At 67.0% G+C, this 26322-nt stretch carries 20 protein-coding genes and 1 tRNA gene; 11 read left to right on the top strand and 10 right to left on the bottom strand.

Features of this window, described 5'->3' with window-relative positions; genetic code table 11:
* Window positions 1-72 precede the first annotated feature (72 nt).
* Window positions 73-3885 carry a multifunctional oxoglutarate decarboxylase/oxoglutarate dehydrogenase thiamine pyrophosphate-binding subunit/dihydrolipoyllysine-residue succinyltransferase subunit gene (locus AB0280_RS07545; RefSeq protein ID WP_275181244.1) on the bottom strand — a complete coding sequence of 1271 codons (3813 nt, stop codon included), beginning with the start codon at window positions 3883-3885 and terminating at the stop codon, window positions 73-75.
* A 559-nt stretch (window positions 3886-4444) separates the two neighbouring features.
* On the opposite strand from AB0280_RS07545, the gene AB0280_RS07540 reads away from it, so the two are divergent.
* The 5 genes from AB0280_RS07540 (at window position 4445) to AB0280_RS07520 (ending at window position 9676) form a co-directional block, all read left to right on the top strand.
* On the top strand, window positions 4445-5779 hold the full coding sequence (locus AB0280_RS07540; RefSeq protein ID WP_366366719.1) for a hemolysin family protein: 1335 nt from the start codon (window positions 4445-4447) through the stop codon (window positions 5777-5779).
* Window positions 5776-6846: a hemolysin family protein gene (locus AB0280_RS07535; RefSeq protein ID WP_159631616.1), complete on the top strand. Its 1071-nt coding sequence runs from the start codon at window positions 5776-5778 to the stop codon at window positions 6844-6846. The genes AB0280_RS07540 and AB0280_RS07535 overlap by 4 nt, the downstream gene beginning before the upstream one ends.
* A gap of 147 nt (window positions 6847-6993) precedes the next feature.
* Window positions 6994-7980, top strand: a complete 987-nt coding sequence (locus tag AB0280_RS07530; protein WP_366366717.1) for a metal ABC transporter solute-binding protein, Zn/Mn family — start codon at window positions 6994-6996, stop codon at window positions 7978-7980.
* Entirely contained in the window at window positions 7977-8792 is an 816-nt protein-coding gene (locus AB0280_RS07525) for a metal ABC transporter ATP-binding protein (protein WP_364397777.1), read from the top strand. Before AB0280_RS07530 ends, AB0280_RS07525 begins: the two co-directional genes overlap by 4 nt.
* Complete coding sequence (locus tag AB0280_RS07520; RefSeq protein ID WP_159631619.1) at window positions 8792-9676, top strand: metal ABC transporter permease; 885 nt, start codon at window positions 8792-8794, stop codon at window positions 9674-9676. The genes AB0280_RS07525 and AB0280_RS07520 overlap by 1 nt, the downstream gene beginning before the upstream one ends.
* Here the strand turns inward: AB0280_RS07520 and AB0280_RS07515 are convergent.
* Window positions 9654-10115 (bottom strand): Fur family transcriptional regulator, encoded by a 462-nt coding sequence (locus tag AB0280_RS07515; protein ID WP_159631620.1) that lies wholly within the window; start codon window positions 10113-10115, stop codon window positions 9654-9656. The genes AB0280_RS07520 and AB0280_RS07515 overlap by 23 nt on opposite strands.
* A gap of 104 nt (window positions 10116-10219) precedes the next feature.
* On the opposite strand from AB0280_RS07515, the gene AB0280_RS07510 reads away from it, so the two are divergent.
* Window positions 10220-10876, top strand: a complete 657-nt coding sequence (locus tag AB0280_RS07510) for an MBL fold metallo-hydrolase (RefSeq protein WP_366366714.1) — start codon at window positions 10220-10222, stop codon at window positions 10874-10876.
* Here the strand turns inward: AB0280_RS07510 and AB0280_RS07505 are convergent.
* Window positions 10873-11976, bottom strand: a complete 1104-nt coding sequence (locus AB0280_RS07505) for a PLP-dependent cysteine synthase family protein (protein ID WP_366366712.1) — start codon at window positions 11974-11976, stop codon at window positions 10873-10875. The two genes, AB0280_RS07510 and AB0280_RS07505, sit on opposite strands and share 4 nt — an antisense overlap.
* Before the next feature lie 93 nt (window positions 11977-12069).
* Here AB0280_RS07505 and AB0280_RS07500 point away from each other — a divergent pair, with 93 nt between their 5' ends.
* Genes AB0280_RS07500 through AB0280_RS07490 form a run of 3 tightly spaced genes read left to right on the top strand, consistent with a single transcriptional unit; the run spans window position 12070 to window position 14569 of the window.
* Window positions 12070-12963, top strand: coding sequence for a sulfurtransferase (locus AB0280_RS07500; protein ID WP_366366710.1), 894 nt, complete (start codon window positions 12070-12072; stop codon window positions 12961-12963).
* Window positions 12960-14144, top strand: a complete 1185-nt coding sequence (locus AB0280_RS07495; protein ID WP_307488494.1) for an NAD(P)-dependent alcohol dehydrogenase — start codon at window positions 12960-12962, stop codon at window positions 14142-14144. Before AB0280_RS07500 ends, AB0280_RS07495 begins: the two co-directional genes overlap by 4 nt.
* Entirely contained in the window at window positions 14141-14569 is a 429-nt protein-coding gene (locus AB0280_RS07490) for an HIT family protein (protein WP_159631625.1), read from the top strand. Before AB0280_RS07495 ends, AB0280_RS07490 begins: the two co-directional genes overlap by 4 nt.
* Window positions 14570-14642: 73 nt before the next feature.
* Here the strand turns inward: AB0280_RS07490 and hrpA are convergent, their stop codons facing one another.
* The 3 genes from hrpA to AB0280_RS07475 all read right to left on the bottom strand — a co-directional run bounded on the left by hrpA (window position 14643) and on the right by AB0280_RS07475 (window position 20144).
* Window positions 14643-18632 (bottom strand): ATP-dependent RNA helicase HrpA, encoded by a 3990-nt coding sequence (hrpA, locus tag AB0280_RS07485; protein ID WP_366366707.1) that lies wholly within the window; start codon window positions 18630-18632, stop codon window positions 14643-14645.
* Window positions 18633-18696: 64 nt separating this feature from the next.
* A complete protein-coding gene (locus AB0280_RS07480; protein ID WP_224026478.1) occupies window positions 18697-19032 on the bottom strand; it encodes a protealysin inhibitor emfourin in 336 nt (111 codons plus the stop codon).
* Window positions 19033-19091: 59 nt separating this feature from the next.
* Complete coding sequence (locus AB0280_RS07475) at window positions 19092-20144, bottom strand: M4 family metallopeptidase (protein WP_275181254.1); 1053 nt, start codon at window positions 20142-20144, stop codon at window positions 19092-19094.
* Between the two features lie 124 nt (window positions 20145-20268).
* On the opposite strand from AB0280_RS07475, the gene AB0280_RS07470 reads away from it, so the two are divergent.
* Entirely contained in the window at window positions 20269-21219 is a 951-nt protein-coding gene (locus tag AB0280_RS07470) for a cation diffusion facilitator family transporter (RefSeq protein WP_159631629.1), read from the top strand.
* 93 nt (window positions 21220-21312) lie between these two features.
* On the opposite strand, the gene AB0280_RS07465 is transcribed toward AB0280_RS07470, so the two are convergent.
* The 4 genes from AB0280_RS07465 to AB0280_RS07450 all read right to left on the bottom strand — a co-directional run bounded on the left by AB0280_RS07465 (window position 21313) and on the right by AB0280_RS07450 (window position 24331).
* Window positions 21313-21385, bottom strand: a tRNA-Arg gene (locus AB0280_RS07465).
* 112 nt (window positions 21386-21497) lie between these two features.
* Complete coding sequence (locus tag AB0280_RS07460; protein ID WP_366366704.1) at window positions 21498-23045, bottom strand: ferredoxin--NADP reductase; 1548 nt, start codon at window positions 23043-23045, stop codon at window positions 21498-21500.
* Window positions 23042-23914, bottom strand: a complete 873-nt coding sequence (locus AB0280_RS07455) for an FAD:protein FMN transferase (RefSeq protein WP_224026474.1) — start codon at window positions 23912-23914, stop codon at window positions 23042-23044. Before AB0280_RS07455 ends, AB0280_RS07460 begins: the two co-directional genes overlap by 4 nt.
* 3 nt (window positions 23915-23917) lie before the next feature.
* Complete coding sequence (locus AB0280_RS07450; RefSeq protein WP_224027173.1) at window positions 23918-24331, bottom strand: FMN-binding protein; 414 nt, start codon at window positions 24329-24331, stop codon at window positions 23918-23920.
* Window positions 24332-24654: 323 nt separating this feature from the next.
* Between AB0280_RS07450 and argS the strand changes: the two genes are divergently transcribed.
* Window positions 24655-26319: an arginine--tRNA ligase gene (argS, locus tag AB0280_RS07445; protein WP_159631632.1), complete on the top strand. Its 1665-nt coding sequence runs from the start codon at window positions 24655-24657 to the stop codon at window positions 26317-26319.
* Window positions 26320-26322 lie beyond the last annotated feature (3 nt).

Raw genomic sequence — 26322 nt, 5'->3', positions numbered from 1 at the left:
GCTGTCAATCCATTAAACAGAACTGCCCGGCCGGAGTCGGGTATTTCGACTCCGGCCGGGCAGCCTTACTGCTTACTTCCGTGCAAATGCCTGCTTCAGCAGGACATCCTGCTCCGCAGCGTGCCGTTTCATGGAACCGGCGGCCGTGGAGGCCGATGCCGGGCGGGACACCAGGCGGACGCGGCGGTCGAGGGCCTCCGGCAGGTGCAGGCCCATAAACGGCCACGGCCCCTGGTTGGCAGGTTCGTCCTGGGCCCACACCACTTCGGCGTTGGGGTACTTGGCAAGTTCCGCCTCGATCTCGGCGTGCGGCAGCGGGTAAAGCTGCTCCACGCGGATGATGGCGGTGGTCTTGTCACCGGTCTTCTGCCGGGTGGACAGGAGATCGTAGTACAGGCGGCCGGACACCAGGAGCACGCGTTCGACGGCGGTGGCCGGCAGCTGCTCGTGGTCACCGATGACGGGGCGGAACGTGCCGTTGGTGAAGTCCTCGACCGACGACGCGGCAGCCTTCAGGCGCAGGAGCTGCTTGGGCGTGAAGATGATCAGCGGCTTGCGCGGGCGGCTGTACGCCTGGCGGCGCAGCAGGTGGAAGTGCGAGGCCGCCGTGGTCGGGTTGGCCACGATCATGTTGTCCTCGGCACACAGCTGCAGGAACCGCTCGATCCTGGCGGAGGAGTGGTCCGGGCCCTGTCCCTCGTAGCCGTGCGGAAGCATCAGGACCAGCGAGGAGCGCTGGCCCCACTTCTGCTCGGCGGACGAGATGAATTCGTCGATGATGGTCTGCGCGCCGTTGACGAAGTCACCGAACTGGGCCTCCCACAGGACCAGGGCATCCGGGCGTTCCACGGAGTAGCCGTACTCGAAGCCCATGGCGGCGTATTCGGACAGCAGGGAGTCGTAGATCCACAGCTTGGCCTGGTCATCGGAGAGGTTGCCCAGGGGCAGCCATTCCTTGCCGTTGGCACGGTCGTGGAAGACGGCGTGGCGCTGCACGAAGGTGCCGCGGCGCGAGTCCTGGCCGGCCAGGCGTACGGGGACGCCCTCCATGATCAGCGAGCCGAAGGCCGCAATCTCGCCGAAGCCCCAGTCGATACCACCCTCGCGGGACATCTGTTCGCGCTTCTCCAGAAGCTGCTTCAGCTTGGGGTGGACCGTGAAGCCGTCGGGGATCTCGACGTGTGCCTTGCCGATCCGGGCCAGGGTTTCGGCGCTGATGGCCGTGGAGGCCGGTGCGCTGACGCTGGAATCGGACTGCTGTGCCTTGGGCCGTTCGATGTCGGACACGGCAGCGGAGTCGGCGGTCACGATCGGGATAGGCGAGGTCTGGGCGGCGTGGGTCTCGGCAAAGACCCGTTCCAGCCGTTCCTGGTAGTCGCGGAGCAGCTGCTCGGCTTCTTCCTCGGTGATGTCGCCGCGGCCGATGAGTGACTCGGTGTACAGCTTGCGGACGGAGCGCTTGGCTTCGATGAGGTTGTACATCAGCGGCTGGGTCATCGAGGGGTCATCGCCCTCGTTGTGGCCCCGGCGGCGGTAGCACACCATGTCGATCACAACGTCCTTGTGGAAACGCTGCCGGAACTCGTAGGCCAGCTGGCCGATGCGGACAACAGCCTCGGGGTCGTCGCCGTTCACGTGGAACACCGGCGCCTGGATCATCTTGGCAACGTCCGTGGAGTAGGTGGACGAGCGCGACGACGACGGTGCGGTGGTGAAGCCCACCTGGTTGTTGACCACGATGTGGATGGTTCCACCGGTGCGGTAACCCCGGAGCTGGGACAGGTTCAGCGTTTCAGCCACCACGCCCTGGCCGGCGAAGGCCGCGTCGCCGTGGACCATGATGGGCAGGACAGGGAACGACTCGCCCTGGTCCAGCCGGTCCTGCTTGGCCCGGACGATGCCTTCGAGGACGGAGTCCACGGCTTCCAGATGCGACGGGTTGGCGGCGAGGTAGACCTTGGTCTCCTTGCCGTTGTCCGAGGTGAAGGTGCCTTCGGTGCCCAGGTGGTACTTGACGTCACCGGAGCCCTGCACGGAGCGCGGATCCTGGGTGCCCTCAAACTCACGGAACACCTGGGCATAGGTCTTGCCGGCGATGTTCGTCAGCACGTTGAGGCGGCCACGGTGGGCCATGCCGATCGCAACCTCGTCCAGGCCGTCGTCGGCGGCATCGGACATGATGGCGTCAAGCAGCGGGATCAGGGACTCGCCGCCTTCCAGCGAGAAGCGCTTCTGGCCCACGAACTTAGTCTGCAGGAACGTCTCAAAGGCCTCGGCGGCGTTCAGCTTGGAGACAATCCGCAGCTGTTCCTCGCGGCTGGGCTTGGAGTAGGCGTGCTCCAGCTGGTCCTGGAACCACTTGCGCTCGGCAGGCTCCTGGATGTGCATGTACTCGATGCCCGTGGTGCGGCAGTAGGCATCGCGCAGGACGCCGAGGATGTCGCGGAACTTCAGCATCGGCTTGCCGCCGAAGCCGCCGGTGGGCCATTCGCGGTCCAGGTCCCAAAGGGTCAGGCCGTAGGTGAGGACGTCGAGGTCCGGGTGCTTGCGCTGGACGTACTCCAGCGGGTCGGTGTCCGCCATGAGGTGGCCGCGGACGCGGAAGGAGTGGATCAACTGCTGGATCCGGGCCACCTTGTTGATCTCGTCGGCCGGGTCCACCTGCAGGTCCGGGCTCCAGCGGACGGGCTCGTACGGGATGCGCAGGGCTTCGAAGATCTCGTCGTAGAAATTCTGCGCGCCCAGCAGCAGCTGGTGGACCAGCTTGAGGAACTCGCCGCTGCCGGCGCCCTGGATGACGCGGTGGTCGTACGTCGAGGTCAGGGTGAGGACCTTGCTGATGGCGTTCTGGGCGATGATCTTCTCGCTGGCGCCCTGGAACTCTGCGGGGTAGTCAAGGGCGCCGACGCCGATGATGGCGGCCTGGCCCTTGGAAAGGCGGGGCACCGAGTGGACGGTGCCAATGCCGCCGGGGTTGGTCAGGGACACGGTGGTGCCCTGGTGGTCCTCGGCGGTTAGCTTGCCGTTGCGGGCCCGCTTGATCAGGTCCTCGTACGTGTGCCAGAACTCGGCGAAGTTGAGGGTCTCGGCCTTCTTGATGTTCGGGACCATGAGCAGCCGGGTGCCGTCGGGCTTGGGCATGTCGATGGCGATGCCGAAGTTGACGTGCGCAGGCTGGACGGCAACGGGCTTGCCGTCTACCTCGTCGTAGTACACGTTCATGGAGGGGAACTGGGACAGGGCGCGGATGACGGCGTAGCCGATGAGGTGCGTGAAGGAAACCTTGCCGCCGCGTGCGCGGGCCAGGTTTGAGTTGATGACCACACGGTTGTCGATGAGCAGCTTGGCCGGAATGGCACGGACGCTGGTGGCAGTGGGCACCTGGAGGCTGGTGACCATGTTGGTGGCGATGGCCTTCGCCGGTCCGCGGAGGACGGAGACGACGTCTTCCTCGGGTGCGGTGGGTGCCTTGACGTTCTTGGGCAGCTGCGCCGGGATGGGCTGCGAGCCGGTGCCGGCCTCGGTCTTCTTGCCGCCGTCGCGGGCTTCCGTGGCCGGGGCCTTCTTGACGGGTGCGGGGGCTGCCGGTGCGGCAGGCGCCGGGGCAGCGGCGGCGGCCGGCGCAGCGGGGGCGGCAGCCGGCGACGGTGCCGGTGCTGCGGAAGCCTGCTTCACGATGGGGAGTTCCCGGGTGGGAGGGTTGGCGGCCTGTGCGGAATTTCCGTTGGAAGAAGAACCGTTGCCCGAGTCGAAGGATTCGAACAGGGGCCACCACTTGGCATCCACGGCGTTCTTGTCCTGCTGGTACTGCTCGTACAGTTCGTCAACGAGCCACTCGTTTCCGCCAAATTCCTCTGGTAGACGGTGGCTTGGCTGCTCTGGCACTTGAAATACGCCTCTTCCATGAGTTTGATTTCTCTTTGGCCCCCCGGTGCTTCAGCACTACGTTCGAACCAGTCTCTGCGTCCTCTGAACCCGGACCTTTGCAAGTCTAGTGAGCATCCTGTGTTAACTGCCAATAAGGGTGACTCAAATCATGAAGTGACGAACCCGGGCCCGAATATGGCGGCCACCGGCCTGCCGCCGGGGGCCGTCATCAGCCCAGCGCGGCAGGCGCGAAGGCGGGCCAGCAGGCCACTTCCGGCCGCCCGGCCGAGCGTCCGGCGCGGGGCTGCTCCTGTAGACTGAAATTCTTATGGACAGTAAATCTAGGTGCCGGCCTGGGCGCTGTCAGCGGAGCTCGAAGAGCAGCGCCGCGCAGTCCGCCCCCAGAGCCGGCAAACCCCGACAACGCGCCCATCACCAGCCCACGGCCCAGCTTGCCGCAACCCGCACGGACCAGGCGTCGGTATCCGCCGATCATCCTCCGCCGGGACGAAACAGCTTTTCCACACCACGGCCGCTTCCCCTTCCGGCACAGCCCGCGCTCCGGGCGGGATGCTGAATGGAGTGGTTCCTCCTCGCAGCAGGCTTGCTGCTGATCGCCGGCACCGGGTTCTTCGTGGCCGTCGAGTTCTCCCTCATCGCCCTGGACCAGGCCACCGTCCAGCGCGCAATCGACGACGGCGACACGGGCGCGGTGCCCTTGCTCACCTGCCTCAAGTCGTTGTCAACGCAGCTGTCCAGCTGCCAGCTCGGCATCACGCTGACCACCTTGCTCACCGGTTACGTTATGGAACCCTCGGTGGGCCGCCTCCTCAAGGCGCCGCTGGGCGCCGTCGGACTTCCCGACGTGGCGGTGGAGTCCGTGTCCCTGGTCCTGGCGATGGTGGTGGCGACCCTGCTGTCCATGCTCCTGGGTGAGCTGGTGCCGAAAAACATGGCCATCGCACTCGCTTTTCCCGTGGGCCGCGCCCTGGCCGGCCCCCAGCTCGTCTTCACCACCATCTTCAAGCCGGCCATCCTGGTCCTCAACGGATTTTCCAACAAGGTCCTGCATGTCTTTGGGCTGGAAGCCAAGGAGGAGATTTCGGGAGCCCGGACGCCGGCGGAGCTCGCCTCGCTGGTCCGCAGGTCTGCTGCGATGGGAACCCTTGACGCCGGGACTGCCAACTTCATTGCCCGCACCCTGAACTTCTCCACCAGGACAGCGGCGGACGTGATGACACCGCGCATCAGGCTGGAGACGATCGACGCAGACCAGCCGGTTTCCGACGTCGTGGATGCGGCACGCCGGACCGGCTACTCACGCTTCCCGGTCATCGGTGATTCGGCCGATGACATCCGTGGCCTGGTGCACGTCAAGAAGGCCGTTGCCGTTCCGTGGGAACGCCGGCAGAACCTCGAAGCGGGCGCCATCATGACCGAGGTGCTGCGCGTGCCCGAAACCATCCACCTGGATGCGCTGCTGGCCGAGCTCCGGGAGGGAAACCTTCAGCTGGCCGTCGTGCTGGATGAATACGGCGGAACCGCCGGCATTGCCACCCTGGAAGACCTGGTGGAGGAAATCGTGGGCGAGGTGGCGGATGAGCACGACAAGGTCCGGCCGGGGCTGCTGCAAAGCGCCTCCGGCGACTGGTACTTCCCTGGGCTCCTCCGTCCCGATGAGCTGTCCGAGCAGATTCCCGGCCTGAGCGTTCCGGATGAAGCGGCCTATGAAACCGTGGGCGGCTATGTCATGAGCAAGCTCGGCAGGATCGCGGCCGTGGGCGACACCGTTCCGGTCAACGGCGGGACACTCAGCGTGACCCGGATGGACGGCCGCAGGATCGACCGTATCTGCTTCCACCCCGCGGCGGAGCCGGCTGCGCAGGACGCCAACCACAGGAGCAAGCCATGAGTGACTGGGCCGGAATACTGTGGCTGGGCGTCCTCCTGCTGGGCAACGCCTTCTTCGTGGCCGCTGAGTTCGCCATCATGTCCGCGCGCCGCAGCCAGATTGAACCCCTGGCGGACGCCGGCTCAAAGCGCGCCCACACCACCCTGCGCGCCATGGAAAACGTCTCCCTGATGCTGGCATGTGCGCAGCTGGGCATCACGGTCTGTTCGCTGTTGATCCTGCTGGTGGCCGAGCCGGCAATCCACCACCTGCTCGCGGTCCCCATCGAGACGGTGGGCCTCCCGGCGGAAGTGGCTGACGTGGCAGCCTTCGCTGTGGCCCTGATGCTGGTGACCTTCCTGCACGTGACATTCGGCGAGATGGTGCCCAAGAACATCTCGGTGTCCGTGGCGGACAAGGCAGCACTGTTCCTGGCCCCGCCGCTGCTGTTCATCTCGCGGCTGGTCCATCCGGTGATCTCAGTCCTCAACTGGTCCGCCAACCACATCCTCAAGCTGATGCGGATCGAGCCCAAGGACGAGGTCACGTCCTCCTTCACCCTGGAGGAGGTGCAGTCGATTGTGCAGGAGTCCACGCGCCACGGCTTGGTGGATGACGACGCCGGGCTCATTACGGGTGCGCTGGAGTTTTCGGAGCACACGGCTGAGGACATCATGGTCCCGATCGGAAACTTGGTCATGCTGGGGGCATCCACCACCCCCGTGGAGTTCGAGAAAGCCGTCAGCCGCACGGGTTTCTCCCGGTTCCCCATGCTGGACGACGAGGACATGCTCTACGGCTACCTCCATGTAAAGGACGTGCTGTCCATACCGGAGTCCGCCTATGAACTGCCCATCGCCGAAAGCCGGGTCCGGTCACTGGCAAACCTGGCCCTGGGTGACGAGATCGAAAAGGCCATGTCCGTCATGCAGCGCACCGGATCCCACCTGGCGCGCGTGATTGGCCCGGACGGCACTACGCGCGGGGTGCTCTTCCTCGAGGACGTCATCGAACAGCTGGTCGGCGAAATCAGGGACGCAACCCAGGCCACAGGAATCCGCAGGCTGGGCCAGCCGAACGGCAGCTGAGACCCCGGACGCGCCCCTGGCTGTTCGCAGGGGCGCGTCCGGGGTGGGCCGTGGAAAGCGGCGCGTCCACCTAAATAGGAATCATTCGCATTTAGGTATAGGCTGGGCACTGTTGTCCTCCCCATCCTGTGTGAACTGAGGTTTTCCGTGCGCCGTCCAGCCGCTGCCAGCTCTTTCCTTGCCGCCCTCGCCGGCGTCTGCCTCCTGCTCAGCGCCTGCGGCCCCCAGCCGTCGCAGACCGCGGACCAGGCGCAGGGGATCAACGTTGTGGCCTCAACAAACGTCTATGGTGACATCGCCCGCACCATCGGCGGGGACAAGGTCAACGTGACGGCCATCATCAACAGTGCCGGGCAGGATCCGCACTCCTACGAGGCGACCGCGCAGGACCGGCTGGCTGTGTCCAAGGCCCAGCTCGTCATCGAAAACGGGGGCGGCTACGACGACTTCATCCACACCCTGGTGGAGAGCAGCAAGCTCGACAGCGCCTCCGTGCTGACCGCCGTCGAGGTTTCCGGCCTGGCCCACCCGGACGAAGCTGCCAGTGCAGCGCCATCCACCACCCCCGAGGCAGCAGCTGGCCATGACGGTCACGACCACGGCGGCCTTAACGAGCACGTCTGGTACAGCCTGCCTGCCATGGAGCGGATGGCTGACGGCATAGCGGACAAGCTCGCCGCGCTAGACCCCGGCGCTGCGGCTACCTTCTCCGCCAACGCTGATTCCTTCAAGTCGTCCCTGTCCTCCCTCCACGGCCACCTGGATGCCATGAAAGCCGCCGGGGGAGGGGGCCGGGTGGCAGTCACGGAGCCGGTCCCGCTCTACATGCTGGAAGATGCCGGGCTGGCGAACGCGACGCCTGAGCAGTACACGGCCGCCATCGAAGAGGGCACTGACGTTCCTCCCGCCGTCCTGAAGGAAGCCACGGACCTGGTCGGTTCCAAGGCAGTCCGCCTGCTGGGCTACAACGCCCAGACGGAAGGACCCCAGACCGAGGCGCTGAAGAAGGCGGCGGAAACCGCCGGAGTGCCCGTTGTGGACTTCACCGAGACACTGCCCGAAGGCAAGACCTACCTGCAGTGGATGACGGACAATGTGAACAACATCAGCAAGGTTCTGGAGACAAACAGGTGAATTCCGTCGTCAGCCTCAAAGGGGCGCGCCTCAGGTTCGGCCAGCGCACGCTCTGGGACGGCCTTGACCTGGACATCAGGCCCGGCGAGTTCTTCGCCGTGCTGGGTCCCAACGGCAGTGGCAAGACCAGTTTCCTGAAGGTCCTGCTGGGCCTGCAGAAACTGCACGCCGGAGTAGCGCTGCTTGGCGGGCGCCCCGTGGAACGCGGCAGCAACCTGATCGGCTACATACCCCAACAGAAATCCTTTGCGCCGGACACGCCCATGCGTGCCCGCGACCTGGTCGGGCTGGGAGTGGACGGCCACCGCTGGGGAATCCGGCTCTCGCAGGGCAGGACAAACCGGAAAGTTGACCAGCTCCTGGAACTCGTGGGTGCATCCGACTACGCCAGCGTCCCGGTGGGGCAGCTCTCCGGCGGCGAGCAGCAGCGGCTTCGGGTGGCCCAGGCCCTGGCGACCGATCCCCAGGTCCTGCTCTGCGACGAGCCCCTGTTGTCCCTGGACCTGCACCACCAGCAGGCGGTGAGTGCCCTGATCAGCAAGCAGAGCCGCGAGCACAACAGTGCCGTGGTCTTTGTGACCCACGAAATCAACCCGATCATCGAGTACGTGGACCGGGTCCTCTACCTGGCCGGGGGACGTTTCCGCGTCGGAGCGCCCGATGAGGTCATGACCACCGACGTGCTGTCCGACCTTTACGGCAGCCATGTGGAGGTGATCCGCGCCAACGGCCGGCTCGTGGTGGTCGGCCTTCCCGACGCCACCACCCACCACCATGCCGGTGCGGACACGATGGCAGGGGAGGTGCTGTAATGGACGCCGACAGCATCCTGGGCGCCATCTTCAATTTCGACAACTACGGCGAGCTGCTGGTCCTGGTCCAGAACTCCATCTGGGCGGGTGCCATCCTGGGGCTGCTTGGCGGCCTGGTGGGCACTTTCGTCATGAAGCGCGATCTTGCCTTCGCAGTCCACGGCATCTCCGAGCTGTCCTTCGCGGGAGCCGCTTTCGCACTCCTGGTCGGGGCGGATGTGGTCTTCGGCTCGCTGGTTGGATCGGTGGCGGCCGCACTGCTGCTGGGCCTGATGGGAGTCCGCGCGCGGGACAAGAACTCGATCATCGGGGTCATCATGCCGTTCGGGCTGGGACTGGGCATCCTGTTCCTTTCGCTTTACCAAGGCCGCGCGGCGAACAAGTTCGGGCTGCTGACCGGGCAGATCGTTTCCGTGGACACAGTCCAGCTCCAGGCACTCGCCGGGACTGCCGTCGTCGTGATGCTCGTGCTGCTTGCCATCTGGCGGCCGCTCAACTTCGCCAGCGTCGACCCGGAACTCGCTGAGGCGCGGGGAGTGCCCGTCCGCAGCCTGGGCATCGTGTTCATGATTGTCCTGGGCGTCAGCGTGGCCCTGTCCATCCAGGTGGTGGGCGCCCTGCTGGTCCTCGCCCTGCTGATCACGCCCGCTGCCGCGGCCTTGCGGGTCACCTCATCGCCGGTGGCGGCGGTGGTGCTCAGCGTGGTCTTCGCCGTGACGGCCACGGTGGGCGGGATACTGCTGGCCCTGGGCGGCCGTATCCCCATCAGCCCCTATGTCACCACGTTGTCGTTCCTGATCTACGTGGTGTGCCGTACCATCGGCTCGGTACGGGAGGCCCGTGGCCTCAACGGGCGGGTCCTTACAGCTTCCCGGCAGCCTTAAGGGCGGTGCAGTCCGGGCACAGCCCGAAGATTTCCACCGTGTGGTCCACCTCGGTGAACCCATGCTCGGACGCGGTGCGCACGGCCCACGTCTCCACGGCGGGGGCTTCCACCTCCACGGCCTTCCCGCAGTTCCTGCACAACAGGTGGTGATGGTGGCCGGTCACCGCGCACCGCCGGTACACCGCCTCGCCATCGCCGTTGCGCAGCACGTCAACCAGGCCCTCATCGGCGAGTGACTGCAGGATGCGGTAGGCGGTGGCAAGCGACACCGACACACCCTGGTTTTGCAGGATCCGGTAGAGCTCCTGGGTGCTGACGAAGTCGTCCAGCCGGTCAAGGGCAGCACTGACGGCTTTGCGCTGCTTGGTAACGCGCTGTTCCTTGCCGCCTCCAGCCGGGGACGGGGCGGCGGAATCAGCCTTGACGCCGGTAGGCATGGACGAACTCGCTTCCGTGGGGGGCAAACATCAAGATTACCAGCCGGATCTTCCTGGACGGCGTTCGTGGACAGCGTTCCGGAACGGACCCTAGGCTGGCGCTTATGAAGCTGACCAAATACACCCATGCCTGTGTCCGGCTCGAGAAGGAAGGCGGGGTCCTGGTCCTGGATCCCGGAACCTTTTCCGAATCAGCGGAGGCGCTGTCCGGGGCCCACGCCGTACTGGTGACGCACGAACACGCTGACCATTTGGACACCAAGGCCGTGGTGGAGGCCCTCCACGGCAACCAGCACCTTGAGCTCCACGCTCCGGCGGGCGTGGCAGAGCAGCTGCGCCAGGAGGCTCCGGGTGCCGCGGACCGCATCCACGCGGTGGAGCCGGGGTCCTCGTTCCAGGCGGCGGGCTTCGACATCCGCAGCTTTGGCGGCCAGCATGCCCTGATCCACCCCCAGATTCCCATGGTGGCCAACATCGGCTTCCTGGTGGACCAGAACGTGTACCACCCGGGGGATTCCTTCATCATTCCGGACGGCATCACGGTCCAGACACTCCTGGTTCCGCTGCACGCCCCCTGGAGCAAGTCCGCCGAGGTAGTGGACTTTGTGATCGGGGTGCGGGCGCCGCGTGCGTTCCAGATCCACGACGGGCTGCTCAACGACAACGGCCTGGGAATCGTTGAAGGGCACGTCAAGCGGATCGGGGCCAAGTACGGCACGGAGTACCGGCACCTGGCACCGCGCGAGTCGGTGGAGGTCTAGCCGGTCCACTCCCCGGTGTCCAGGAAGCGCGCAATCACCGCTTCGTACGGCGCCGGGTCCAGTCCCTGGCCGGCCAGCCAGTCCCGGTTCCAGTAGTTGCCCGCATAGCGTTCGCCGCCGTCGCACATCAAGGACACGATGCTGCCCCGGCGTCCCTCCGCCAGCATGCCGGCAATTGTCTGCCAGACGCCCCACAGGTTGGTGCCGGTGGACGGGCCGGCGTGCAGGCCCGCGAAGGAGTGCAGGTGGCGCATCGCAGAAACGGACGCCGCATCGGGGACCTGGATCATCCTGTCGATCACCGTGGGAATGAAGCTGGGCTCCATCCGCGCCCGGCCAATGCCTTCGATCCGCGAAGGCAGGCCCGTGGGCTGTGCGGCTGATTCCCCCAGCCAGCCGGGGTAGAACGCGGAGTTTTCCGGGTCCACCACCAGCAGCCTGGTGGGATGGCTGTGGTACCGCAGGTACCGGCCGATCGTGGCGCTGGTTCCGCCGGTGCCGGCGCCCACCACGATCCAGTCCGGCGCCGGGTGCGGCTCCAGGCTGAGCTGGCCAAAGATCGATTCGGCGATGTTGTTGTTGCCGCGCCAGTCCGTGGCCCGTTCCGCATAGGTGAACTGGTCCATATAGTGCCCGTTGCAGGTGGCGGCCACCTCTTCCGCCGCCGCGTAGACGTCAGAGGCGTTTTCCACCAGCAGGCATGAACCGCCGAACTTCTCGATCAGCGCGATCTTCTCCGGGCTGGTGGTGCGTGCCATGACGGCGACGAAGGGCAGACCCAGCAGCTGGGCGAAGTACGCCTCCGAAACAGCGGTGCTTCCGCTGGAGGCCTCGACGATGGTGGTGTCCTCCCGGATCCAGCCGTTGACCAGGCCGAACAGGAACAGCGACCTGGCCAGCCGGTGCTTGAGGCTGCCGGACCGGTGGGTGGACTCGTCCTTGAGGTACAGCTGGATGCCCCAGTGCTCCGGCAGGGCCACCGAGTAGAGGTGGGTGTCTGCCGAACGGTTGTTCTCCGCCGTGATGGTGCGGATGGCCTGGTCCGCCCAGTCCCGGTCCGTTCCGCCGCTGCCCGTGCCGGTGCTGCCCTCGATCTTCACCGCACCAGCCTACCCGCGGCAGCCGGACTGCCCGTCTACAGTTGGACCGTTGCCGGCGCCAGCACATGGCCCGGATTCCGCAGAAGGAGCACCATGAAGCCATTGATTGACGTCCCGGGCCTTGAAGCCAGGCTTGCTTCCGGGCTCCGGACGGTACTGCTGGACGTGCGGTGGGTGCTGGGCGATCCGCATGGCCAGGACCACTACCTGGCGGAGCACCTGCCGGGCGCGGTGTTCGTTGACCTGGCCACGGAGCTTGCTGATCCGGCCGTGCCGGACCGGGGCCGGCATCCGCTGCCGTCCCGCGACCGTTTCCAGGAGTCGGCCCGCCGGTGGGGCCTGCGGAACGGTGACGTGGTGGTTGCCTACGATGACAGCGGGAACATGGCGGCGGCCAGGCTGTGGTGGATGCTGCGCGACGCCGGTGTCAGCGAGGTCTACCTGCTCGACGGCGGTTTGGGCGCCTGGCGTGCTGCCGGCCTGCCGCGTGAGGCGGGCCCGGTCCATCCCGTCCCCGGCGATGTTGAGCTGGGCACCGGGCAGATGCCCGTGGCCGACGCCGGTGCTGCCGCCACCTGGCCGCAGAGCGGCCTGTTGCTCGACGCGAGGGCGGGGGAGCGGTACCGGGGCGAGATTGAACCGCTGGATCCACGTGCCGGCCACATTCCCGGAGCAGTCAGCGCCCCCACCGCTGCGAACCTGGACCAGGCCGGGCGGTTCCTTGCCCCGGCCGAGCTGCGGCGGAGGTTCGAATCCCTGGGCGTGCAGGACGGCCGGCCGGTGGCCGTCTACTGCGGCTCCGGCGTCACCGCGGCGCATGAGGTGGCCGCACTGGAACTGGCCGGGTTTTCCGCTGCGCTCTACCCGGGCTCCTTCTCGGAGTGGTCCAACCGCCCGGACCTGCCGGTCGCCACCGGCGCGGAACCTGGGGACGGCGCGGCTCCGGGTGGAATCTCCGGCGGAGCCGGGGGTAGCGTCGCACTATGACACCAGGACGTCCCGTACCACCGCCCCTTGCCCATCCCATTCCGCCCGTGGCCGGAGCCGCGCCCGCAGCCGCCGGAGCCCCAGCAGTCGCAGCCCCGGACTCCGGCGTGCGCGCCGCAGCGTACGGCGCCGTGTCCGGAGCCAGCGGGCTGGTGCCGCTGACGGTCGCCAGACGCGCCCCAAAACCGGACGATGTGGAAATCGCCATCGAGTTCTGCGGGCTCTGCCACTCCGACGTGCACGCCACCCGCGGAGAATGGGGCGTCCAGACATACCCCCTGGTCCCCGGCCACGAAATCGTGGGAACGGTCAGCAGGACCGGTTCGAACGTCACCGATTTCGCAGTGGGCGACCGCGTGGGCGTTGGCTGCATGGTGGACTCCTGCCGCGAATGCGAAAGCTGCCTGGACGGCCTTGAGCAATACTGCGAAAAGGGGATGACCGGCACCTACGGCGCAAAGGACCGGCGGAACGGGGACGCCATCACCCAGGGCGGTTATGCGTCGTCCATCGTGGTGGACCGCCGCTACGTCCTGCGCGTACCGGAATCGCTGGATCCGGCAGCCGCCGCGCCACTGTTGTGTGCCGGCGTCACCACATTTTCGCCGCTGCGCCACTTCGACGTGGAGGAAGGCGACGTGGTGGGCGTCGTGGGGCTTGGCGGGCTGGGCCACATGGCGGTCAAGCTGGCCAAGGCCATGGGCGCGAAGGTGGTGGTGTTCACTACATCCGAATCCAAGGTTGCGGCCGCCCTGGAACTGGGCGCGGATGAGGTTGTCCTGTCCCGCGATGAGGCCGCGATGGCCGCCGCGAACCGCAGCATCGACCTCATCATCGATACTGTGGCGGCCCCCCACGACCTGAACCCCTTTTTCCGCACCCTGCGCGTGGACGGCGCGCTCTTCCAGCTGGGGCTGCCCTCCGAAGCCATGCCGCCGGTCAATCCGGGTGCCCTGATCCGTCGCAGGATCGCCTATGCAGGCTCACTGATCGGCGGCATTGCCGAAACGCAGGAGATGCTCGACTTCTGCGCCGAGCACGGCGTGGTTGCCGATATCGAGATGGTGGCCGCCGGACAGCTGAATGAAGCCTACGACCGTATGGTCGCTGGAGACGTAAAGTACCGGTTCGTGCTGGACACCAGCACGCTGCAGGCAGCAGCCGAGGAGGCAGACGCATGAGCACCCTGTTCACAAAGATCCTGAAGGGCGAGATTCCCGGCCGGTTCGTCTGGCGCGAGGACGACGTCGCGGCGTTCCTTACCACCGGACCGCTTGCCGACGGCCACACACTGGTGGTCCCCACCGAAGAAGTGGACCGGTGGACTGACGCCACGCCGGAGACCCTGGCCAGGGTCATGGAAGTGGCACGGCGGATCGGTGCGGTCCAGGTGGACATCTTCCGCGCCCGGCGGGCCGGGCTGATCGTGGCCGGCTACGAGGTCAACCACCTGCATGTGCACGTGTGGCCGTCGCAAAGCATGGCCGACTTCGACTTCGGCTCAGCGGACCAGAATCCCGATCCCGCAGTACTGGATGCCAACGCCGAAAAGCTCCGCGAGGGCCTCCGGACGGCCGGCTACGGGGACTTCGTACCTGCGGCCTGACGTCCCGTCATCGTCCTGCGTGCCCGGCTTTTGCCGGCCGGGCACGCAGGACGCGCTGAGCAGCAGAAGGTGTTCAGGCCGGGGCGAGGGCCTTGTTCAGCACTGTTCGGATGCGCTTCTCGGACACGGAGTAGGCAGTTCCGAGCTCGACGGCGAACAGGCTCACCCGGAGTTCCTCGATCATCCAGCGCACCTGGGTTAACTCCCGTCCGGCACGCCGCCCCGGCAGCAGCGCCGACACGGCGTCGTCGTAGTCGTCTTCCAGCCGCTGCACCACTGCCATGTTCAGGGCATCCCGCTGCACGTTCCCGGGCAGGCGCTCCAGCCGCTTCTCGATGGCCGCAAGGTACCGCGGAAGCTGGCTGAGCTGGGCGTAGCCCGTGCGTGCCACAAAACCCGGATACACCAGCTGCTCCAGCTGGCTCCTGACGTCGTTCAGCGCACTGATCAGGGCCAGGCTGGTGGTGCCTTTAAGCTGCTTTTCGATCCGCCGGGTGCTGGCCAGGATGCGCTCGACGACGGCCGTGACCGTGAAGACGGTGTCAATCAGTTCAGCGCGCACCAGCTCATACAGGGCGTCAAAGGCCTGGCGGTCCCAGGGCAGTTCCGGTGGCGTGAGCTTGTCGATGGCCGCCAGTGCACAGTCCGCGATCAGGGCCGACACCGAGCCGTGCGGGTTCTGGCTGAACGTGAGTTTCTCGGTGTTGCTCAGGTGCTCCAGGACATAGCGGTCCGGCGCCGGAACGCGCAGTGCCAGCAGCCGGATTACCCCGCCGCGCATGGCGTCGAGCTGTTCCTCTGATGTCTGGAACACGCGCAAGGCCACCGTCTTGCCCTGGTCCACCAGCGCCGGATAACCGGTAACTGTGTGGCCCTTGACCATGCTGCTCACCTGGCGCTCGATGGTGCCGAAGGTCCATTCGGTCAGGCCTTCCTGCTCCACTAACCCTGCCGCGGCCGGGGCTTCCGGCACCCCGGCGCCCTGCTGACGGGCCGGTGGGCCGCCGTCGGACGCCTTTCCCTTCCGGCGCTGCCCGTTAGGGGCGGCACCGGGCGCAGTGGAGGCCGGGGTGGCGCCAAGCGATTCGGCGATGGCACGCCGGGTGGCGGGGGCAAGCTGCTCCTGGAGCCCGGCGAGGTCCTTGCCCTCGCCCAGGACTTTGCCCTTGCTGTCCACCACCTTGAAACTGACGCGCAGGTGCGGGGGGACCGCGTCCCAGTTCCAGGAGCCGGGCGGGATGACCGCGCCGCGGATCCGCCGCAGCGCAAGCTCCAGCGAGGGCTCCAGATCGTCCGTGGCGGGATCGAAGTCGGACTCGAGGACGGCAACTGCCTGCCGGGCGACATCGGGGGCGGGGACGAAGTTCTTCCGGATCTGCTTGGGCAACGACTTGATCAGGGCGGTCACCAGCTCCACCCGCTGGCCGGGGATCAGCCACCGGAACGGGGCGTCGTCGAGCTGGTTCAGGAACAGGACCGGCACTTCGGCAGTGACGCCGTCGGACGGGTCGGGGGCTGAGCCCGGTGCCACCGGATGGAATTCGTACGTCAGCGGAAGCTCGAAGCCCTTGTGCAGCCAGGTCTTCGGGTAGGCGGAGACGTCCAGGTCGTCGGCGTCATCGCTGAGGAGCAGCGACTTGTCGTAATCCAGGAGGTCCGGGTTCTCCCGGCGGGCATCCTTCCACCACTTGTCGAAGTGCCGCTCGGACACCACGTCGGGGCCGATCCTGGCGTCGTAGAACTCGAACAGCGTTTCGTCATCCACCAGCAGGTCGCGGCGGCGCATGCGGGCCTCGAGTTCCTCCACCTCGTGCAGGAGCGCCCGGTTACGGTGGAAGAACTTGTGGTGGGTACGCCAGTCGCCTTCCACCAGGGCATGCCGGATGAACAGCTCACGGGCAACCACCGGATCCACCCGGCCGTAATTGATCCGCCGCTGGGCGATGATCGGAACGCCGTAGAGGGTGACCTTTTCGTAGGCCATGACCGCGCCCTGCTTGGTGGACCAATGGGGTTCGCTGTAGCTGCGCTTCACCAGGTCCGGGGCCACCTGCTCAGCCCATACCGGATCGAATTTGGCGGCCACCCTGGCCCAAAGCCGGCTGGTCTCCACCAGCTCGGCCGCCATGACAAACGTGGGGGACTTCTTGAACAGCGCCGATCCGGGGAAGATCGCGAAGCGGCTGCCCCGGGCGCCGGCGTATTCGCGCTTGCGCTCGTCCAGGATGCCGATGTGGCTCAGGAGCCCGGAGAGCAGGCTGATATGGATGCCGTCGTGGTTGCCCACGGGATCCGCCAGGCGCTTGTTGTCCAGCGTGATCCCCAGCGGACGGGCAAGCTGGCGCAGCTGGGTGAAGAGGTCCTGCCACTCCCGCACACGCAGGTAGTTGATGAACTCGGCGCGGCACAGCCGGCGGAAGGCCGATGACGACAGCTCCTGCTGCTTCTCCTGCAGGTAGTTCCAGAGGTTGAGGTAGCCGGTGAAGTCCGAGTTTTCGTCCCGGAAGCGGTTGTGCTTTTCCGCGGCAAGTTGCTGCTTGTCGGTGGGCCGTTCGCGCGGGTCCTGGATGGTAAGCGCGGCAGCCAGCACCATGACCTCGCGGACGCAGCCGCGCTTTCCCGCTTCCACGATCATGCGGCCCAGGCGCGGATCCACGGGCAGCTGGGCAAGTTTCTGCCCGACGGCGGTGAGGCCGCCGCCCTGCGGCCCGCCCCTGCCGCCGGCTGCTTCAGCCTTGGTCCCGGTACCTTGGGAGCGCGGGGGAGCCAGGGCGCCGAGCTCGCGAAGGAGGGTGACGCCGTCGTTGATGGCCCGGGTTTCCGGCGGTTCGACGAAGGGGAAGTCCTCCACGTCCTTGGGCCCCCTTGCCACGCCCATGGCGGTCATCTGGAGGATGACGGCGGCGAGGTTGGTCCGCAGGATCTCAGGATCGGTGAACCGGGGCCGGGATTCGAAGTCTTCCTCGGAGTACAGCCGGATGGCGATGCCGTCGGACACGCGGCCGCAGCGGCCCGAGCGCTGGTTGGCCGACGCCTGCGAGACGCGCTCGATGGGCAGGCGCTGGACCTTGGTGCGGTGCGAGTACCGGGAAATGCGGGCGGTGCCGGTATCGATGACGTATTTGATGCCCGGAACTGTCAGTGACGTTTCCGCCACGTTGGTGGCCAGCACGATGCGTCGCTTGCTGCCCGGATGGAACACCTTGTGCTGCTCCTGCAGGCTCAGGCGCGCAAACAGGGGAAGGATCTCGGTGTTGGCCAGCCTGCGGTTGGACTGGATGCGGGCCTGCAATGCTTCCGCGGCGTCCCGGATTTCGCGCTCGCCGGAGAAGAACACCAGGATGTCCCCCGGGGCTTCGGCGGCAAGTTCGTCCACGGCATCGCAGACGGCGTCCAGCGGATCGCGGTCTTCCTCAAGTTCGTCGTCAGAGGCGTCTTCTTCGTCCGCTTTCGGCTGCGAGAGGGGGCGGTAGCGGATTTCCACCGGGTAGGTCCGGCCGGACACCTCAACAATGGGGGCAGGGTCGTCCGGGGTGCCGAAGTGCTTGGCGAACCGTTCGGGATCAATGGTGGCCGAGGTGATGATGACCTTCAGGTCCGGCCGCTGGGGGAGGACCCGCTTGAGGTAGCCCAGGATGAAGTCGATGTTGAGGCTGCGTTCGTGCGCCTCGTCAATGATGATGGTGCTGTATTTCCGCAGCAGTTTGTCCCGCTGGATCTCGGCGAGCAGGATGCCGTCGGTCATGAGTTTGACCTTGGTCGCCTTGCTGACCTCACCCGTGAACCGGACCTGGAAGCCTACTTCCTGCCCGATCTCGACACCGAGCTCCTCCGCGATGCGCTCCGCCACGGTCCGCGCTGCCAGCCGGCGGGGCTGGGTGTGCCCGATGAGGCCTTTCTCGCCCAGTCCCAGTTCCAGGCACATTTTGGGGATCTGGGTGGTCTTTCCGGAGCCGGTCTCGCCGGCGATGATGGTCACCTGGTTGGCGGCGATGGCGGCCATCAGGTCCTCGCGGCGCTCGGAAACCGGCAGCTCGGCGGGATAGGAGATATGAAAAGTCATGGCTGCAGACAGTCTACTGCCGTAGGGAACCGCCCCTTCGTCGTTTCCCGGCCGCCGCCCGCCCTCAGCCGGGCCCGTCGGTGTCCGCGCCGGGAAGTGGTCCGCCGGCTTCCTCCGCGGCGGCCCGCGCGGTATCAACCAGGATGCGCCATGGACCGGTGAGGGCATGCTCGGGCAGGGCAGCCCTGCGCTGCCCGGCCGTGATGGAGTAGATGAAGCGGTCCGGCCGGGGCGCCTCGAAGGCCGCCGCGGCTGCCCGTGGAGTGCTGGGAACCGCATCCCACGGGCAGGCCTCGACAATGGGCTGCCACTGGCTGAGGTCGCTGTCCGTCCGGGCGTCCACCGTCCACACGCGAGTGATTGCCGCGATCCCGCCGGTGCGCTCCACCTTGATCTTCATGGCCTGGCCCCTGGGCTTCCATACGGCCCGGGGCCAGTGAGTGGGCCGCCGGGCAGTGGTTAAACCTTGACCTTCACAGTTTCCCACGCCGCCCCCACGGCGTCATGCTCCGGGGACTCCGGACCAAAAAGGTCAGCGGCAGCGCGGACCGTGGCACGGGCAAAGACGGTGAACGTGGCGGCGGGCGGCAGGGAACCGTTGGTCAGGGTCTCGTACCAGATCCGGCCCGGAGCCTCCCACGCGCAGCCGCCCAGTGCCTCCGCCACCAGGTAGAAGGCGCGGTTGGGGATGCCGGAGTTGATATGTACGCCGCCATTGTCCGCGCTGGTCCGGACGTAGGAGTCCATGGAGTCAGGCTGCGGGTCCTTGCCCAGCACGTCGTCGTCGTACGCGGTCCCCGGCGCCTTCATGGACCGCAGGGCCCGCCCCTGGACCTTGGACGTGAAGAGCCCTTCCCCGATCAGCCAGCTGGCCTGCGCGGTGGTCTGGTTCTTGACGTACTGCTCAACGAGCGCGCCGAAGACGTCGGACATGGATTCGTTCAGGGCACCCGCCTGGTTGCGGTACACAAGCCCCGCCGAGTACTGGGTGACCCCGTGTGCCAGCTCGTGACCGATGACGCTGACGGATTTGGTGAAGCGCTCGAAGACGTCGCCGTCGCCATCGCCGAAGACCATCTGGCTGCCGTTCCAGAAGGCATTGTCGTACAGCTTGCCGAAGTGCACCGTGGCGTCCAGCTTCAGCCCTCGGCCGTCCACCGAATCCCGCCCGAAGGCGTCGGCATACAGCCTGTGCGTGTTCCCCAGCCCGTCATAGGCCTCGTCCGTAGCGGCATCGCCGGTGGCGGGTCCGCCTTCTTCGCGGGCAGGCCTGCCCGGGAGGGTTTCGTCCCCGCCGGCGTCGTAGACGGCGCGGTTGACGGGTCCTGGCTTTTCCGGCCGCAGGCCCGGCGGAAGGGCCGGAACAGCCTGCGAACGCGCAGCCTGGAACGATTCGACGTGGCCCAGCGCCTTCCTGGCGGCGCTTGCCGCGGACGAGAACTCCGGCGCATCCTGCTGCGCCAGCCGCCGCAGCATGTACGGCGGAATGATTGAACAGAATGGAACGTGCATGGCGTACCCCCTCAACTAGGTGAAATCAGCCTAAGAGGAGCCACCGACAATGACAGGGACGCCACCGGCACGAATTCAGCAGCCGCCGGGCGCTGGAGCGGGCAGGGCTGGGTACGGTAGGCGCATGGCTGAAACCGAAAAGCGAACAAAATCCAGCTCCACCCTGCTGACTGTCATCATCGCCTTCGTGGCGAATGTGCTCGTGGCGGCGGCAAAGTCAGTGGCCGCTGTCCTTTCCGGCTCGGCCTCGATGGCCGCGGAGGCAGCGCATTCCTGGGCGGATACCGGAAACCAGGTGTTCCTGTTCTTCGCGGAGCGCCGCTCTGCCCGGCCGCGGGACAAGAGCCACCCCATGGGATACGGCCGGGAAGCCTATGTCTGGTCGATGTTCGCCGCGTTCGGCCTTTTTACCGCCGGGGCAGTGGTGTCCATCATGCACGGCATCCAGGAGATCATTGCCCCTGAACCGGCTGCGGACTTCACCGTGGCGTACATCGTCCTTGCCGTGGCCTTCGTCTTCGAGGGAGTCTCCTTCGTCCAGGCGTTCCGCCAGACCCGGAAGGCGGCCCACGAGCTGGAACGGCACACCCTTGAACAGGTCCTGATCAGCTCCGATCCCACCCTGCGCGCGGTCTTCGCCGAGGATGCCGCCGCGCTGATCGGCCTCGTGGTGGCGTTCGTGGGCGTATTCCTGCACCAGGTCACCGGCTCGCCCCTGCCGGACGCGATCGGTTCGATCGTCGTCGGCGTGTTGCTCGCCGTCGTCGCGGTTGTCCTGATCGACCGCAACAGGCGCTTCCTGGTGGGCCAGGGCGTCACCCCGGACATCGAGCGCTCCATGGCCCGGCGGGTGCTGGAGCACCGCGACATCGCCCGGCTCACCTACCTGCACCTGGAATTCGTCGGCCCGCGCAAGCTGTACCTGGTGGCGGCGGTGGATCTGGAGGGGGACCACCCGGAGCACGAGGTGGCGGTGGCCCTGCGCCGGATTGAGCGTGAGCTGGAGGACCACGAAACGGTAGAGGAAGCCGTCCTGACCCTGGCAACCCTTGACGAGGCAGCCCTGCGTTTCTGAGCCGGCGCCTTCCGGCGGCCCGGACCGGCAGGGGGCAGGACGCACGGGAACGAAAAACCCCCGCCGCTTCAAGAAGCGGCGGGGGTTTCCATGTGCCCTCGGTAGGATTCGAACCTACGGCCTTCTGCTCCGGAGGCAGACGCTCTATCCCCTGAGCTACGAGGGCAATTTCCGGATATCCTGCCGTTCCCGGCGGGACGTCCTAGAGCTTAGCAGGAAGGTGGCCCGCAAGGGAAAACCGCCGCCCGGACCAGTCCAGGGTGGTTGCCGAAGCAGCCTCAGTAGCCCGAGAAAGAGTCCGTCCGGACCCGCCGCGCCCCGGCCCGCCTGGCCGCGCGGCGGAGGGATGCGACGCTTGCGGGCGAGCCGGAAACGTAAACCTCCCGGCGGTCGATATCCGGGACAAGCGCTGCAAGCGCCGTTCCATCCAGCCGGCCGGACGCGCCGGCGGACGCGGAGGCCAGGCCGGCAGGCGGGTCGGAGCCATCCGCCAGCCGCACCAGTACACGCATGCCGGACGTCCCGAGTTCTTCCGCGTAGGCCACCTCATCAGCGCTCCTGGCCAGGAGCAGGAGCACAGCGTCCCGCTCCCGCAGGGCCCCGGAAGACAGGTGGGACACAAATGGCGTGATGCCGATGCCCGCCGCGATGAGCAGAACCGGCCGGCGGGGATCCCGCGGCAGGACGAAGTCGCCGCCCACCGCCGTGGCTGTCACTTCGTCCCCCGGCTGCAGCGCCAGGAGCGCCGCCTTTGCCGCAGACAGAGGGCCCGCCGTCCGGACGCCAAATTTCACCAGGCGCTCGCCGGGGGAGCCGGTCAGGCTGAACACCCGGCGCCGGCCTTTTCCATCCGGCCTGGCCTGCGGCAGGTCCAGCTCCATGTACTGTCCGGGGAGGAAACGTACCGGGCGGGCGGGCTCGAACGAGAACTCGGCGGTGGTGGGCGTCAGCGGGCGGCTCCCTGCGAACCGGAGCTTTACGGCCCCGCGCTGGCCCGCCAGGAAAGCCAGCAGGTTGCCCGCCAGCAGCGCCGCCTCCGGGGAGTTGGCCACAATGCCCAGGTTCCACGGCACCGCGAAGAGCACCCCAACCACAGCTGCAAGTGCCAACTGCTGGGGCCGCCGCGGCGGCAATGTCAGGGGCTCGGTCAGCATGAAGCCCACAAAGAAGAGCACAGGACGCTGGGCGAGGGCCTGCCAGACGCCCATCCCGGCCGTCATCCCCGAGCGAAGCAGTTCAAGGGTAATGATCGCGGTGGCTGCCCCCGTGAACACGGATGCCATCAGCACCTTGCGTGTCCGGTGCAGGACCACCAGCACGCCCGGGACCAGCACCCAGAGCATGGCCGCCGTCGCGGCCCACCACGTGGCGATGTTCAGCCCGGTGAGTCCGGTGGCAAACGCGCCGGCCGCGGCGGGATTGAATATGTGCCGTCCGCGCCACGCCAGTGCGTATTTGGACGCCGACGCCAGCACGCACGCCAGAGCCACCCCCGCCAGGTCCCTCGGTTGCAGGGACGGCCAGAACAGGAAATAGAGCAGCAGCCCGGTGATCAGCGAGGACTCGGAATGGGGGTTGACCCGGAAGAGTGCCGCCAGCGCCCGGTTGGCGGCGTAGGTCAAGCCCAGGCACAGCGCCAGGTGTGCCAGCATTTCCGGGACTCCGAACGTCAGCCAGCCCAGCACATTCAGCAGCAGGCTGTAGGCGGCGAGTACTGCCAGGACCACAAGGATGAGCCGGTACATGGTGAACCTGCCCACGGCGGTGCTTATCCGGCCCGTCAGGGAGGGGGCCGGACCGGTTTGTGGTGTGTCCACGGGGCTCATGCGAACAGCTTCCCTTCGAATTCGGCGGAATAGGCTGCGCTGCCGTCGGAAAAGACCGTCAGCCAGGAAAAGTCGAACGCCTCCTGGAGCAGTGCGCCCGGAACGAAGAAGAGGGCGGTGGCGAGGGCATCGGCAACCATGGCCGTCTCCGCCAGTGCCCAGGTGGCGACGGCGGTCCGGACCGGCTGCCCGGTGGTTCCGTCCAGGACGTGGTGCAGTCCGTCGCCCCAGGCGCGCCGGTTGGCGGCCGACGCGCACAGGGCCCGGCCCTCCAGGTCCACCACGCCAATCGCCTGTGCCGGGTTGTAGGGGTGTTCAAGCGCCACGCTGACGGGTACGGTTCCGCGGGCCAGCAGGTCCCCGCCGGCATCAATGACGAACCCGCCCACACCGGCGGCCGCCAGCTCCTGCGCCAGCAGGTCCACCAGCAGGCCCTTGCCGGCGGCGCCAATGTCCAGGACCACCGGGGCGCCGGCAGTCAGGACCGTTCCGGACCACGTGAGGACCGATTCCCAGTCCGGTGCCGGGAGCGGCGGCCCCGCTGCCCGGAGGGAGTACGCTGCGTCATACCCCAGGCGCTCCAGGCTCCCGCCTATGAGGGGTGTCATGGCGCCGTTCGTCAGGTCGTAAAGCTGCCGGTACAGCTCACCCAGTGGCGCGGCCTCCTCCGGGAAGGAGTAGCGTCCGGGCCGTCGGGCCATGGCTGCAACGCGGGAGTCGGCACGGAAACGGGACCACTCGCCGTCGAACTTTTCCACCCTGCCCAGGACCCGTGTCCGCACGGCTGCGGGCAAGGGCAGGTGAGTGGTGATGTGCCAGCCGGTGCCGATCCCCTGGAACGAAAAGTCCTCCCGGTCCGTCGCGGACACCGCCTAGTGCGCCTCCGCCTTGATCTTCTCCAACGCCTGGTTGAACCCTCCGCTGGTCAGTGAGGACCCGGACACCTTGGAAACGTTGAGTTCATCGATGTTCCTGCCCACCACCTGGGCTGAGATGCCCCCGGCGAACTGGCCCTGGAATTTGCGGGTGTTGGGATTGGACGGGTGCTGGGTGATCTGGACGTCCGTGACTTTTCCCGCTGCCAGCGTCAGCTGCACACCCACCGTTTCCGTGCCGTTGGGCGAGACGTAGTTGCCGTCCGCACTGTAGGTGCCGTCTTTGTAGGTGCCGCCGCTGCCGGCCAGGGCGGAGGATCCGGCAGTGGGGGCGCCCGGGGCCGCGGCAGTGCCGGGGGTGCTGTCGGCGGTGGACGGCGCGCAGCCCGCCACGGTTCCCGCCAGGGACAGCCCTGCGATACCGGCGAAGAGGCTTCTCCGGAGCAGGACTGTGGAAACAGAAGGGCCCTTTAAGGCAAAAGTACTCCCGGGAGTGACGGGGCTTTTAGGGATGGAGGGTCTCATGAACGCGCTCGTTTCTCTGTGGGCTGTTCACTTCCGTGGAGCTGCCACCTGCTGTGGGGCGGCGCCGTGCGGCAGTGGCTACGGTTTAGTCAACGCCGGATCCGCCCGAATGGTTCACGGAACCGGCCCGGAAGATTTCTTTTGCACTCCGCCGGGGGCACGCACAGCCCAAATTCTTTGCTGTCTCTGGCCCCCGGTACGCTAGAGGGGTGACTCCCGAAGAACTTTCCCTCGCCATATCCGCCTGCCTCAAGGACGCCGTCGCCGCCGGCGATATCGACCTTGCGGCATCAGCCATTCCGGCTGAGGTGCGCGTGGAGCGACCCAAGAACCGGGACCACGGCGACTGGGCCACCAACATCGCCCTCCAGCTCGCCAAGCAGGCGGGCACCAATCCGCGCGAATTCGCCGCCGTCCTCAGCAGCCGGCTCAAGTCCATCGACGGCGTCTCCGCCGTGGATATCGCCGGGCCCGGATTCCTGAACATCACCGTGGACGCCGCAGCCGCCGGTGCCCTGGCCAAGGCCATCGTCGAGGCCGGCAAGGACTACGGCACCAACACTGCGCTCGCCGGGCGCACCGTCAACATGGAGTTCGTCTCCGCCAACCCCACCGGGCCGCTGCACATCGGGCACACCCGCTGGGCCGCCCTGGGCGACTCGATCGCCCGCGTGCTGCGCGCTTCGGGCGCTGATGTCACCGCGGAGTACTACATCAACGACGCCGGCTCGCAGATGAACACCTTCGCCAACTCCGTCTACTCCCGCCTGCACGGCCTTCCGGTGCCGGACGGCGGCTACCCCGGGCAGTACATCGCCGAGCTTGGCCATGAAGTCCTCACCGCGCACCCGGACATCCGTGAGCTCACCGAAGTGGCCGCCCTGCCGGTCATCCGGGCCGCCGCCTACGAGGCCCAGATGAAGGACATCAAGGCCACCCTGGCGGACTTCGGCGTCGAGTTCGACGTCTTCTTCTCCGAGCAGGAGCTGCACGACGCCGGCGCCATTGAGAGTGCCGTGGCGCGCCTTCGCGAGCAGGGCCACGTGTTCGACGACGGCGGTGCGGTGTGGCTGCGGACCACGGACTTTGGCGACGACAAGGACCGCGTCATGATCCGCGCCAACGGCGAGCCCACGTACTTCGCCGCGGACGCTGCCTACTACCTGTCCAAGAAGGACCGTGGCTTCACGGAGAAGATCTACCTCCTGGGCGCCGACCACCACGGCTACATCAACCGGCTCAAGGCCATCGCCGCCGCTGCCGGTGACGATCCCGAGGTGAACATCGAAGTCCTGATCGGCCAGCTGGTGTCCGTCAACGGCGCCAAGCTGTCCAAGCGCGCCGGCAACATCATCGAACTCAAGGACCTGATCGACTGGCTGGGCAAGGACGCCGTCCGCTACTCCCTGGCACGGTTCCCCGCCGACTCGCCGCTGACCCTTGATCCGGAACTGCTGAAGAAGCACAGCAACGAGAACCCGGTGTTCTACGTCCAGTACGCCCACGCCCGTTCCCGGGGCGCCGCGCGCAACGCTGTGGCCGCCGGCGTCGAACGCCAGGTGGACGGCCAGGACAGCTTCGATGCGTCGCTCCTGGACCACGCCACGGAAAACGAGCTGCTGTCCTACCTGGGCAGCTACCCGTCCATCGTGGCCAAGGCTGCCGAACTGCGCGAACCGCACCGCGTGGCGCGCCACCTGGAGGCCATCGCAGGGGCGTACCACCGCTGGTACGACGCCTGCCGTATTGCCCCCATGGGTGAAGAACCCGTCACGGACCTCAACCGCACCCGGCTCTGGCTTAATGACGCCACCAGCCAGGTGTTGGCGAACGGCCTTGACCTGCTGGGCGTTTCCGCGCCGGAACGGATGTAGGAC

Source organism: Pseudarthrobacter sp. 902506025 (assembly GCF_040702325.1).
In the GTDB taxonomy this organism is placed as follows: Bacteria; Actinomycetota; Actinomycetes; order Actinomycetales; family Micrococcaceae; genus Arthrobacter.
The sequence above is the reverse complement of the archived record's forward strand: the minus strand, read 5'-3'. Positions and strand labels throughout refer to the sequence as shown.